At 68.1% G+C, this 12,740-nt stretch carries 10 protein-coding genes; all 10 read left to right on the forward strand.

From position 1 onward, the window contains the following. Positions 1-83: 83 nt before the first annotated feature. Positions 84-1,307 carry an aspartate kinase gene (locus VHL31_RS23965; protein WP_329663769.1) on the forward strand — a complete coding sequence of 408 codons (1,224 nt, stop codon included), beginning with the start codon at positions 84-86 and terminating at the stop codon, positions 1,305-1,307. A gap of 1 nt (position 1,308) precedes the next feature. Beyond that, the gene (locus VHL31_RS23970; RefSeq protein ID WP_329663770.1) at positions 1,309-2,358 is read left to right on the forward strand and encodes an NAD(P)H-dependent flavin oxidoreductase; all 1,050 of its coding nucleotides are present in this window, start codon (positions 1,309-1,311) and stop codon (positions 2,356-2,358) included. Positions 2,359-2,362: 4 nt separating this feature from the next. Further along, on the forward strand, positions 2,363-4,696 hold the full coding sequence (gene ptsP, locus VHL31_RS23975; RefSeq protein ID WP_329663771.1) for a phosphoenolpyruvate--protein phosphotransferase: 2,334 nt from the start codon (positions 2,363-2,365) through the stop codon (positions 4,694-4,696). Positions 4,697-4,816: 120 nt separating this feature from the next. Then, positions 4,817-5,911: a helix-turn-helix domain-containing protein gene (locus tag VHL31_RS23980; RefSeq protein ID WP_329663772.1), complete on the forward strand. Its 1,095-nt coding sequence runs from the start codon at positions 4,817-4,819 to the stop codon at positions 5,909-5,911. A gap of 86 nt (positions 5,912-5,997) precedes the next feature. Further along, positions 5,998-7,236 (forward strand): flavodoxin-dependent (E)-4-hydroxy-3-methylbut-2-enyl-diphosphate synthase, encoded by a 1,239-nt coding sequence (ispG, locus tag VHL31_RS23985; RefSeq protein WP_329663773.1) that lies wholly within the window; start codon positions 5,998-6,000, stop codon positions 7,234-7,236. A gap of 91 nt (positions 7,237-7,327) precedes the next feature. After that, on the forward strand, positions 7,328-8,572 hold the full coding sequence (gene hisS, locus VHL31_RS23990) for a histidine--tRNA ligase (RefSeq protein WP_329663774.1): 1,245 nt from the start codon (positions 7,328-7,330) through the stop codon (positions 8,570-8,572). Between the two features lie 70 nt (positions 8,573-8,642). Then, entirely contained in the window at positions 8,643-10,328 is a 1,686-nt protein-coding gene (locus tag VHL31_RS23995; protein WP_329663775.1) for a Na/Pi cotransporter family protein, read from the forward strand. A 54-nt stretch (positions 10,329-10,382) separates the two neighbouring features. After that, the gene (gene prfA / locus VHL31_RS24000; protein WP_329663776.1) at positions 10,383-11,438 is read left to right on the forward strand and encodes a peptide chain release factor 1; all 1,056 of its coding nucleotides are present in this window, start codon (positions 10,383-10,385) and stop codon (positions 11,436-11,438) included. Continuing rightward, positions 11,435-12,307: a peptide chain release factor N(5)-glutamine methyltransferase gene (gene prmC / locus VHL31_RS24005; protein ID WP_329663777.1), complete on the forward strand. Its 873-nt coding sequence runs from the start codon at positions 11,435-11,437 to the stop codon at positions 12,305-12,307. The genes prfA and prmC overlap by 4 nt, the downstream gene beginning before the upstream one ends. Positions 12,308-12,456: 149 nt before the next feature. Then, positions 12,457-12,740: Clp protease N-terminal domain-containing protein (locus VHL31_RS24010; protein WP_329663778.1), on the forward strand; the 284-nt coding region annotated here is incomplete at its 3' end.

Consider the following 12,740-nt stretch of genomic DNA (forward strand, 5'->3'; position numbering starts at 1 on the left):
AGAGAGCCGCGTCCATTCAACCGTGGGACAATGCCGCGACGCGCGCCGGCGGCCCTTCCCGCGCCACTCGAGAGCGTCGATCCTTGGCTCTGCTCGTTCAGAAGTATGGCGGCACGTCCGTCGCCGATCCAGACCGCATCCAGAACGTGGCGCGTCTGGTCAAGCGCGCCGTGGACGAGGGCCACCAGGTCGCCGTGGTCGTCTCGGCGATGGCCGGCACGACCAACCAGCTGGTCAACTGGGTCGACGAGATCGATGCCGGGCATTTCGACCCTGCCGAATACGATACGGTGGTGGCGGCCGGCGAGCAGGTCACCAGTGGCCTGCTGGCGATCGCGCTCAACAAGCAGGGTGTGCGCGCGCGGTCCTTCCAGGGCTGGCAGATTCCGCTCCTGACCGAGGGCGGGCACGCCAAGGCCAGGATCGGGTCGATCCCCGCCGACAACCTGAAGCGGGCGCTGGACGAGGGACAGGTCGCGGTCATCTCCGGCTTCCAGGGCATCTCGGAGGCGGGCCGGATCGCGACCTTGGGCAGGGGCGGTTCCGATACCTCAGCCGTGGCGATCGCCGCCGTGCTGGGCGCGGAGCGTTGCGACATCTATACCGATGTCGACGGGGTCTACACGACCGACCCACGCATCCACGAGAAGGCGCAGAAGATCGACCGGATCACCTACGAGGAGATGCTGGAGCTGGCCTCGCTGGGTGCCAAGGTGCTGCAGACCCGGTCGGTGGCCGTCGCGATGCAGCACCGGGTGAGGGTGCAGGTCCTCTCCTCTTTCGAAGACAAGCCCGGCACGCTGGTGGTCGGCGAGGACGAGATCATGGAAAGCAACATCGTCACCGGCATCGCCCACAGCAGGGACGAGGCCAAGATCACGCTGGCCGGTGTGAACGACAAGCCGGGCGTGGCCGCCGGGATCTTCGGCCCGCTGGCCGAGGCGAACATCAATGTCGACATGATCGTGCAGTCCGTCTCGTCCGACGGCGCCACGACCTCGATGACGTTCACCGTGGGCAAGGCGGATCTCATCCGTGCCAAGGCCCTGCTGGACAGCCTGAAAAGCAGCGTCGGGATCGAGCGCGTCGATGCCGATGGCAACGTCGTGAAGATTTCGGTCGTCGGCGTGGGCATGCGTAGCCATGCTGGGGTGGCGCATACCATGTTCCGTACGTTGTCGGAGCGCGGGATCAACATCCAGGCGATCTCGACCTCAGAGATCAAGGTGAGCGTCCTGATCGCGTCGGACTACATGGAGCTCGCAATCCGCTCGCTGCACGCTGCCTACGGACTGGACGCTTCCTGACGTGACGATCCTGCCTCCGCATCCGCTGCTGACGGCCGCTTCGTGCAAGGGGCGCCGGTTCCTTGGCTGCGAGCTGGCGATCCTGGGCGGCGCCATGACCTGGGTCAGCGAGCGCAACCTGGTCACCGCGCTCGGGCAGGCGGGTGCCTTTGGCGTCCTGGCCTGCGGTGCCATGCTCCCGGAACGGCTGGACGAGGAGATCGCCGCCACCCAGGCGATGTCCTCGACTCCCTTCGGCGTCAACCTGATCGTGATGCATCCGGACCTGCCCCGGCTGGTCGAGGTCTGCCTTGACCGCAAGGTGGGTCACGTCGTGCTGGCGGGCGGGCTCCCGCACAAGGACACGATCGAGGCCATCAAGAAGGGCGGTGCGAAGCTCGTCTGCTTCGCGCCGACCCTGGCGCTCGCGAAGAAGCTGGTCCGCTCCGGCGCCGACGCGCTGGTGATCGAGGGCAGCGAGGCCGGCGGCCATATCGGCCCGGTATCGACCTCGGTGCTGGCGCAGGAGATCCTGCCATTCGTCACCGATGTCCCGGTATTCGTGGCGGGCGGGATCGGCCATGGCGAGATGATCGCGGCCTACCTGCGGATGGGCGCGTCCGGCGTCCAGATGGGCACGCGCTTTGCTGCCGCGACCGAATCGATCGCCCATGCCGCGTTCAAGCAGGCCTTTGTACGGGCCAGCGCCCGCGACGCGGTGACCTCCGTCCAGGTCGATCCGGCCTTCAAGGTGATCCCGGTGCGCGGGCTCGCGAATGCCGGCACCCAGCGCTTCATCGAGACCCAGATCGACGTGATCGGCCGCCATCGCCGCGGCGAGACCAGCTTCGAAGAAGCTTCGCTGCTGATCGAGCGTTTCTGGGCAGGGGCGCTGCGGCGTGCGGTGGTCGAAGGCGATGTCGAGCAGGGATCGTTGATGGCAGGGCAGAGCGTCGGCTTCGTCAAGGCGGTCGAGCCGGTGGCCGCGATCCTGGCCGAGCTGGTCGCGCAGACCGAGACAGCGCTGGCACGCACCGCCCAGGCGGGTGCCTTGCCCGCGACAGCGGCGTAGCGCCGTGGCCCCGCGGCACGGGGCGGTCGACCCGTCCACGGGTGACAGGCTGCGCAGCTACGACCAGACGGCGGCGTCGCGGCGGCTGCTCCGCCGGCTGATCGAGGTGGCGGCGATCCCGCTCGAGCCGCAGCAGCGCCTCGACCGGGTCGTGCGGATGATCGCCTCCGACATGGTCGCGGAGGTCTGCTCAGTCTATGCGCAGCGTGCCGGCGATCTTTTGGAGTTGTTCGCGACCGAAGGCCTGTCAGCGGACGCGGTCCATCGTGTGCGCATGCGGGTGGGCGAGGGTCTGGTCGGCTCGATCGCTGCCACCGGCAAGGTCGTCAACACGGCCGACGCGCAGTCCCACCCGAACTTCCGCTACTTCCCCGAAACGGGCGAGGAGATCTACCACTCGTTCCTGGGCGTGCCCTTGCTCAGGTCCGGCCGGGTGGCGGGCGTGCTCACGGTCCAGAACCGGGCGCCCCGGCACTATTCCGAGGACGAGGTCGAGGCCCTCGAGGTCATCGGCACCGTGCTGGCCGAGATGTTCGCCTCGGGCGGGCTCGTCGACCTCAACGTCTACGGCTACATTGCGGGGCTTCGCCGGGAATCGACCAGGCTGGAAGGCACCCGCCTGGTCGAAGGCGTGGCGATCGGCCGGGCCTGGCTGCACGAGCCGAAGATCGTCATCTCCCGCCTGGTCGCCGAGAATACCGGGACGGAACTGGAACGGCTCGACGTGGCGGTGCAGCGCTTCCGGGCCTCGATGGACGCGCTGGTCGAGAACCCCGACCTCGGTCCTGGCGAGCATCGCGACGTGTTCGAGGCGCTCAGGATGTTCGCGCACGACCCGAGCTGGGTGCGCCGGATCCGCGAGACGATCGAGACCGGCCTTTCCGCCGAGGCCGCGGTCCGGCGCGTCCAGGAGGAAACCCGCCTGCGCCTGGGCCATGTGGCCGATCCCTACCTGAGGGAGCGGCTCCAGGACCTGGACGACCTGGCCAACCGGCTCCTCCGGCAGCTGACCGGCCAGACCCTCCACCACGACCCGTCCGGCCTGCCGGCCGAGACGATCCTGATCGCGCGCAACCTCTCGGCCGCCGACCTGATCGAGTACGACCGCACGAAGGTGAAAGGGATCATCCTCGAGGAGGGCTCGCGGACCGCCCACGTCACGATCGTCGCGCGCGCCCTGGACATTCCGATGATCGGGCGGGTCGAGGGGGCCATGGCCGCCGTCGACCCGGGCGATCTGATCGCCGTCGACGGCGATCACGGCCATGTCTTCCTCCGCCCGTCCGAGGATGTCGAACAGGCCTTCGCCAATTCGATCCTGATCCGGGTCGAGCGGCGCCGGGTGCTGGAATCCCAGCGCAACCTGCCGTCCGTGACGCGGGACGGGATTGAGATCGGCCTGTCGATCAACGCCGCGTTTCTGATCGACGTGGCTCACCTGGACGAGAGCGGTGCCGACGGGATCGGCCTGTTCCGCACCGAGCTGACCTTCATGAACCGGCCGCGCTATCCCGACTTGGCGACGCAGATCGAGTATTACCGCAGCGTGATGGACAAGGTCGGGGACCTCCCGGTCCTGTTCCGGACGCTGGACGTCGGCAGCGACAAGCAGCTGCCCTACTGGCGGACACCGCCGGAGGACAATCCGGCCATGGGCTGGCGTGCCATCCGGATGATGCTCGACCGCCCCAGCGTGATGCGCGAGCAGTTGCGGGCACTGCTGCGCGCAGCGAGTGGCCGGCAGCTCTGCATCATGTTCCCCATGATCGCGGAAGTAGCCGAGTTCGACGCGGCACGCGCCCTGCTGGACATGGAACTGGCCCGGCTGGATGCGAACGGGCTGCCCCGTCCGGCCAAGCTCGACGTGGGCGTGATGCTGGAGGTGCCGTCGCTGTTCTGGCAGCTCTCGCAACTGCTCAAGCGGGTCGACTTCATCTCGCTCGGCAGCAACGACCTGTTCCAGTTCCTGTTCGCCTGCGACCGCGGCAACCCGCAGATGTCGGACCGCTACGACGTGCTGTCGCCGCCCTTTCTAGGTTTCATCCACGACCTCGTGAAGCGTTGCCGTGCCGGCGGCGTGCGCGTGTCGGTTTGCGGCGAGATGGCAAGTCGTCCGCTGGAAGCCATGGCGCTGATCGGCCTGGGCATCCGTCAGCTTTCCGTCACCGCGGCCGATCTTGCACCGGTCAAGGCAATGATCCGCTCAATCGATGCTGGCGCATTACACGCATATCTTTCGACATTGCTGGAAGCTTCCGACCATTCCTTGCGTGGCCGACTTCAAGCGTATGCCCAGGACCACGAGGTGGTGTTGCCGCCGGGTGTCTATCGACCCTGACTGCATGTCGTGATGGCTGCCTGGGAATGCTCGATCTTTGGAGTGTTCCCTGTTTTCTGCTATTCCTTGAAACGAGATGGCGCTGTCCTGTCCTGCGTCCCCCGAGGTCGATCCCCATCCATGTCCGAAGGACCTTTTCCCACCCAGCACACCTATGTAGGCCCGGCCGAGGACGTGCTCGTCCTGGTGGGCCAGGAACTGCGTCAGGCGCGGCAGCGGCGTGGGGAAGATCTCTACGACGTCGCCGATCACCTCCGCATCAAGCCTTCCTACCTCTTCGCGCTTGAGCAGGGCGACCATGCCTCGATGCCCGCCGCGCCCTATGCGCTTGGCTTTCTGCGAAGCTATGCCGATCACCTGGGGCTGGATGGCCAGAAGCTGGCACGGCGGATCAAGGCTGGACGGCCATCTGCCGTCGCGAAGCCGGAGCTGCACTATCCTCTCCCGCCCACGGCCGAGCGGCGCCCGACCCTGCTGACCGCCATGGCGGCGTTGGTGGTCGTAGGGCTGGGCTATGGTGGCTGGTCCTATCTCACCGGCTCCCGGACTGTGGGAGAACCCGAGACGGTGGCGGTCGCCCCTGTCCTGACCACCGACCGGGTTCCCGCTGCCCAGGAGATGGCGTCCCTGCCGGCGCCGGTCTCCTCCCCGGCGGCGCCTACGGCGGGATCCCCGGATCTCGATGCTCTGGTCCGGCTGGATGCGACGCATTCGCCGGATGCCGTACCGCCCCTGGCCGGTCCTGCCGCCCCGGGTGGCGCGGCCGTATCCGGCCAGCCTGCCGCGCCGCTGCCGCCGGCTACCGGGACCCCGCAGGCACTGGCTGCCACAGATCCTGCCGCGGCGGTGGTGCCGGGGTCGCCCGTCGAGCCGGCACCCGCGGCGGCGGCGGTGGCTGTCGATACCGGCCGCCCCGATCCGGGTGTCGGTGCTGCGCTGGCCGGCGAAGCACGCGTCGTGCTGATCGCGACGGAGACCTCCTGGATCCAGGTGCGCTCGGCTGACCGGCAGTTCTCCCGCTCCCGACTGATGCAGGCAGGCGAGCACTTCCCGCTGCCCGACCGCAGCGACCTGGCCTTGTCGACCGGCAATGCCGGGGGCCTGCGGGTGATGGTCGATGGCAGCCAGCTGCAGCCGCTGGGTGCCAGGGGAGCCGTGCTGAGGAACGTGCCGCTCGATCCATCCGTGCTGAAGGCACGTACCACCCTGCAGTGACGGGGCGATCCGCCGCGACCCGTGACACGGAGGGCCGGTTCGGGTTATGCCCCCGGCGGCAAAATATCGGGACCGGTTGATCTCTCATGGTGGCGCTAGGCCAGATCGTTCGGCATCGTACCCATTCCGTGAATGTCGGCGGCATCGTCGTCGGCGGCGGCGCACCGATCGTCGTTCAGTCGATGACGAACACCGACACCGCCGATGCGGACGCGACCACCGGGCAGATAATCGAGCTGGCCAAGGCCGGCTCGGAGATCGTGCGCATCACCGTGAACGACGACGGGGCGGCGCGCACCGTGCCGACGGTCGTCGAGCGGCTGCGCCTGCTGGGCTGGCAGACCCCGATCGTCGGCGACTTCCACTTCAATGGCCACAAGCTCCTGAACGACCATCCGGAGATGGCGCGGGCGCTGGCCAAGTACCGCATCAACCCCGGCAATGTCGGCTTCGGCAAGAAGCGCGACATCCAGTTCGAGCAGATGATCGAGGCGGCGCTGCGTTACGAGAAGCCGGTCCGCATCGGCGTGAACTGGGGATCGCTCGACCAGGACCTCGCGACCGGCCTCATGGACGCGAATGCGCTGCGCCCGGATCCGCGCCCGGCCGACGATGTCATGCGCGAGGCCATGGTCATCTCCGCGCTCCAGTCGGCCGAGAAGGCCGAGGCGCTCGGGCTGCCTGCCGACCGGATCATCATCTCCACCAAGCTCAGCCGGGTCCACGACCTGGTCGCCGTCTACAAGGAACTGGCCCGGCGGTCGACCTATGCCCTGCATCTCGGCCTGACCGAGGCTGGCATGGGGACCAAGGGCATCGTCGCGTCGGCCGCCGCCTTGTCCCTGCTGCTGACTGAGGGGATCGGCGACACGATCCGCGCCTCGCTGACGCCGCGGCCCGGCGAGTCGCGGGCGCGCGAGGTGGAAGCCTGCAAGGAAGTGCTGCAGGCGCTGGACCTGCGGCAGTTCGCACCCTCGGTGGCCGCCTGCCCCGGCTGCGGCCGCACCACCTCGACCCTGTTCCAGGAACTGGCGCTGTCGATCCAGACCTGGCTCGACGACCAGATGCCGCGCTGGAAGGCGACCCATCCGGGTGTGGAAGGGATGAAGGTCGCGGTGATGGGATGCATCGTGAACGGCCCCGGCGAGAGCAAGCATGCCGATATCGGCATCTCGCTGCCGGGCTCGGGCGAGAACCCGGCAGCACCCGTGTTCATCGACGGCGAGAAGCGTCATACCTTGCGCGGGCCCACGATCGCGGAGGAGTTCCAGGCGATCGTCGAGGCTTATGTGGAACGGCGCTTCAGCCGACGCGAAGCCGCCTGAGCGTCCCCGTCGGATCCAGCCCGAGCATGACAACGGAGGGGCGCTTCGGCCCGCCCTCCATCACCTTCACCTTATCGAAAGTCGTGCAGCGATGAGCGATCTGCGCCCGGTACGCGGTACCCATGACCTCCTGGGCGAGGACATGCGGCGGCATCGTCATGTGCACGAGACGGCGCGCGCCATTGCCGGCCGCTACGGCTTCGCCGAGATCGAGACGCCGATCTTCGAGTTCACCGAGGTCTTCGCGCGCACGCTCGGCGATACGTCCGACGTGGTGACGAAGGAGATGTACACCTTCACCGATCGTGGCGGCGAACGGCTGACGCTCCGGCCGGAGAACACGGCCGGCGTCGCCCGGGCCTTCATCACCAACGGGTTGCAGCAGTCGCTGCCGGTGAAGCTGTTCTACCATGGGCCCATGTTCCGCTACGAGCGCCCCCAGAAGGGGCGGATGCGGCAGTTCCATCAGATCGGGATCGAGGTGCTGGGCGCCGGGGAGGCGCTGGCCGATGTCGAGGTGATTGCACTGGGTGCCCATATCCTCGACGAACTCGGCGTCCTGTCCAAGACCGTGCTGCACCTGAACAGCCTAGGCGATCCGGAAAGCCGGGCGGCCTACCGCGACCGGCTGGTGGCCTACTTCTCGGGGCACGAGGCGAAGCTGTCGGAGGACAGCCGCAATCGCCTGCACAAGAACCCCCTGCGCATCCTGGACAGCAAGGACGAGGGCGACCGCGCGCTGGTGGCAGAGGCGCCGCTGATGGCCGACATCCTGAACCAGGCTTCGCAGGATTTCTGGAAGGCGGTGACCGAGGGCCTGGATACGCTCGGAATCGCCTACAAGCTCGACCCGCGGCTGGTCCGCGGGCTCGACTACTACACCCACACCGCCTTCGAGTTCGTCACGACCCAGTTGGGTGCCCAGGGCACTGTGCTCGGCGGCGGGCGCTATGACGGCCTGATCCGGAGCATGGGTGGACCGGAGATGCCCGGCGTGGGCTGGGCAGCCGGCGTGGAACGACTGGCAGCGCTGATCGAAGCTGCCCCTGACGAGCCTCGACCGCTGGCGATCGTCCCCATCGGACCCATGGCCGAGCGGGCGGCCTGGGAACTGGCGGGTGAGCTGCGGCGGGCAGGGCACGTCGTGGAATTGGGCTACAAGGGCAAGCCCGGGCAGCGGATGAAGCGGGCCGACCGGCTGGGGGCCAAGGCTGCCCTGTTCCTCGGCGACGACGAACTTGCGGCCGGTGTCGTGAAGCTGCGGGATCTCGGCACCGGTGCCGAGCGCAGCGTGCCACGCGGCGAGCTGTTGTCGGAACTGAGCAAGTCCAGCTAGCCGGCGACGTTTGACAATGGTGTGACAGTCCGATGTCGTAGGCGGTCCTGATCTGAAGGCCGCTGACGCTTTGGACGGTACCGACATCCTCCTGCACCTGCTGGGCGGCGCAGCGCTCCTCCTGTGGGGCGTGCGCATGGTGCGCACGGGCATGACCCGTGCGTTCGGCGCTAGCCTCCGGCATTTCCTGGGCCAGGCGGTCCAGAACCGCTTCATCGGCTTCGGCGCGGGCCTGATGGTCACGATGCTGCTGCAATCGTCGACCGCCACCTCGGTCCTGGTCGCCTCCTTCGCTGCCCGCGGGATCGTCGAGACCGGCCCGGCCTTGGCCGTGATGCTGGGTGCCGATCTCGGCAGTGCCCTGATCGCCCTGCTGCTGTCGTTCCGGATCGGCTGGCTGCCGTTCCTGGCGCTGTTTCTCGGCGTGGCCGCCTTCCTCGCCACGGAGAACGGCAAGGTGCGCAGCCTGGCGCGGGTCGGCATCGGGCTGGGCCTCGTGCTGCTGGCGCTGCAGCAGATTGTGGCCGCAGCCGGCCCGCTGGCGGCGTCACCGGTGATGGCGGAGCTGATGGGCGCGCTGGCCCACACACCGCTGGTGGGATTCCTCCTGGCGGCCCTGCTCACCTGGCTGCTCCACTCCAGCCTGGCGATCATCCTCCTGGTCTCCTCGTTCGTCGCGGCCGGCATGGTGCCGCTGCCCCTGGCGCTGGCGCTCGTGCTGGGTGCCAATGCCGGCGGCGGCATCGTTGCCGCCGTCTCGACCGTCCGTGCTCCGCCCGCCGGCCGCCGTGCTCCGTTCGGCAACCTGCTGCAACGTGCCATCACTGCGCTGGTCCTGCTGCCCTTCATCCCGATGGTGCTGCCCTTCCTGGAGCAGGCCGTCCCGCCCGAAATCCTCACGATCGGCAGCCATATCGGCTTCAATATCCTGCTGGCGCTGGTCTTCCTGCCGGTGACCGGCCCGATGGACCGCCTGCTCATGCGCCTGCTGCCGGACCAGCCGGCCGCCTCGGATCCGGGCGCCGCCCGCTTCCTGGATCAGGATGCGCTCGACACGCCCTCGGTCGCCCTGGCGTCGGCGGTGCGTGAGACGCTGCGGGTGGGCGAGGTCATCCAGGCCATGTTCCGGGGCGTGATCGACGTGCTGCGCTCGGACGATCCGCGCCTGCTCAAGCAGATCCGCGACCAGGACGACGTGGTCGATCGCCTGCACGAGGCCATCAAGATCTACGTCACCGACCTGGCCCAGCGGGAACTGGACCGTAAGGAGAGCGGGCGGCAGGTCGAGATCCTGACCTTCGTCACCAACCTCGAACATGTCGGTGACATCATCGACAAGAACCTCCTCGACCTCGCGGCAAGGAAGATCCGCAACAGGATCCAGTTCTCTCCGATCGGGCTGACCGAAATCGAGGCGTTCCACGCAGAGATCCTGCGCGACATGGAACTGGCCTTCACCGTGTTCCTGACCTCGGACATCGAGCTGGCGCGCCGCCTGTTCGCCGCGAAGGCGAAGATCCGGGACCTGGAGCGAGGCTACACCGACAGCCACATGGCTCGCCTGACAAGCGGGCGGGTCGATACGCGCGACAGCTCGGCGCTGCACCTGGACATCATGCGCGACCTCAAGCGGGTCCATGCCCATGTCGTTTCCGTGGCCTACCCGATCCTCGAGCGCCAGGGCGAACTTGCCGCCAGCCGGCTGCGCACCCGCGACGAGGAAGAGGGAATGGAAAGCGCGCGCATCGTCACTTGACCCACCGGGCCACCTCGCCGACAGGAGGGCGCCCTTCCACCGACCGCGATCGCCATGTCCGCCACGCTCGACCTCGACCCCATCCTGGCCCGCAAGGAAGAGCTGGAAGCCCTGCTGGCCGAGCCAAGCCGTCACGACGTCGTGCGACTGTCCCGCGAGCTGGCCGAGCTGCGGCCGGTCATCGAGGCAATCGATGCCTACCGGGCCGCGCGCCAGGAGGTCGAGGGCCTGGACCTCCTGCTGCAGGACGCGGAGATGCGCGAGCTGGCCGCAGCGGACCTGCCCGGTGCCCGCGAGCGGCTGGACGCTGCCGAACTGGCACTTCGCCTGGCGCTGCTGCCCAAGGACGCGGCCGACGACCGCAGCGCCATCCTGGAGATCCGGGCCGGGACGGGGGGCGAGGAGGCGGCCCTGTTCGGGGGCGACCTGTTCAAGATGTACCAGCGCTACGCCGCCCTGCAGGGCTGGAAGTTCGAGGTGCTGAGCGAGAGCGAGACCGATCTTGGCGGCCTGAAGGAAGTCGCCGTCGCGGTCGAGGGCGTCGGCGTCTTCGCCAAGCTGAAGTTCGAGTCCGGGGTGCACCGGGTCCAGCGCGTTCCCGTCACCGAGGGTGGTGGCCGGATCCACACCTCGGCCGCGACGGTGGCCGTGCTGCCGGAGGCCGAGGAGGTCGATATCCAGATCGACGACAAGGACCTGCGGATCGACGTGCTGCGCGCCTCCGGAGCCGGTGGCCAGCACGTCAACCGGACCGAGAGTGCGGTCCGGATCACGCACATCCCGAGCGGGATCGTGGTGTTCCAGCAAGACGAGCGCTCGCAGCACCGCAACAAGGCGCGCGCCATGAAGATCCTGCGTGCCCGGCTGTTCGACCAGGAGCGCGAGCGCGCCGACAAGGAACGCTCGGCTGACCGCAAGGGGCAGATCGGCAGCGGTGACCGGTCCGAGCGGATCCGCACCTACAACTTTCCGCAGAACCGGGTGACCGACCACCGGATCGACCTGACCCTCTACGCGCTGGACGAGGTGATCGCCGGCCCTGGACTGGCACGGTTCATCGATGCGCTGGTCGCCGAGGACCAGGCGCGCAAGCTGGCCCAGCTGGGGTGACCACTGTCGCTGCAGCACTGGCGGACACAGCGGCGCGGCTTGCCGCTGCCGGCGTCGAAAGTCCGCGGCGCGAGGCGATGCTGCTGATGGATCTGGCCACCGGGCGGAGCCGGATGGAACAGCTGGCGGACGGAACGGCGGAGCTGCCGGGCGAGCAGGAAGCAAGGCTCGAGGAACTGGTGACGCGGCGCTGCCGGCGCGAGCCCTTTGCCTATCTGGCCGGCACGAAGGAGTTCTATGGGCGGCCCTTTGCGGTCGGGCCGGGTGTCCTGGTGCCGCGGCCGGAGACGGAGACGCTGATCGATGCCGCCCTGGAAGCGAGGCCCGACAGGTCAGAGCGGCTGCGCCTGCTCGACCTGGGCGTCGGCTCCGGCTGCCTGCTCCTGACCCTCCTGGCCGAATTCCCCCAGGCGAGCGGCGTCGGGGTCGACACGAGCGAAGCGGCGCTGGCCTGGGCCCGGAGGAACGCCGAGGCGCTTGGTGTCGATGACCGCGTGCTGCTGGTCCAAGGCTGCTGGGGCCGACAGATCGATGGCGCCTTCGACCTGATCGTCTCCAACCCGCCCTATATCGACCGGGCCGATCTGGCCGACCTCGAACCTGAGCTTGCCTTCGAGCCCGACCAGGCGCTGTCGCCTGGGGCGGACGGGCTCCAAGCCTACCGGTCGATGACACCCGACCTGTTGCGGCTGTTGAAGCCAAGCGGCCTGGTCCTGCTGGAGATCGGCCGGGGACAGGACGCCCTGTTAGCCGACTGGTTCCACCGGCATGGCTTGGCGGTGACGGTCCGGCCGGACCTTGCCGGAATCGGTCGTTGCATCGTCCTCAGGCGGGCCGGCCAGGACCAGAAACAAGCGGCATCTGTTTGATTCGGCACTGTATGTCAGGTTGAATTTCAAGTCCTTGCGTAGGATCAACGACATCCCACCTTCGAGTTCAATACGGTGCGGGTGCTTCTTGCGAGGCCCGTGACCGATGGTTCGCTCGGGATACGAGGAGCCTTTGAAGGAGGTGCCGTATGGACTTTGAGAAGTATACGGATCGGGCCAAGGGTTTCGTGCAGTCCGCCCAGGCGCTGGCGCTGCGTGAAGGTCATCAGCGACTCCTGCCGATCCATCTGTTGAAGGTACTGCTCGACGACGAGGAAGGCCTCGCCGCCAACCTGATCCGCTCGGCCGGCGGCGACCCGAAGGTCGCGTTGCGTGAGACCGAGCTCTCCCTGGGCAAGCTGCCCAAGGTGGAGGGCCCCGGTGCCGGTCAGGTCAACCTGTCGCCGGAACTCGCCAAGCTGTTCGACCAGGC

The organism is Geminicoccus sp., from assembly GCF_036263595.1.
Lineage (GTDB): Bacteria > Pseudomonadota > Alphaproteobacteria > Geminicoccales > Geminicoccaceae > Geminicoccus.

Bases quoted from the DNA above. Each gene is read 5' to 3' on its own strand.
- VHL31_RS23980 (WP_329663772.1), top strand. From the start codon at position 4,817: ATGTCCGAAGGACCTTTTCCCACCCAGCACACCTATGTAGGCCCGGCC.
- ispG (WP_329663773.1), top strand. From the start codon at position 5,998: ATGGTGGCGCTAGGCCAGATCGTTCGGCATCGTACCCATTCCGTGAAT.
- hisS (WP_329663774.1), top strand. From the start codon at position 7,328: ATGAGCGATCTGCGCCCGGTACGCGGTACCCATGACCTCCTGGGCGAG.
- prfA (WP_329663776.1), top strand. From the start codon at position 10,383: ATGTCCGCCACGCTCGACCTCGACCCCATCCTGGCCCGCAAGGAAGAG.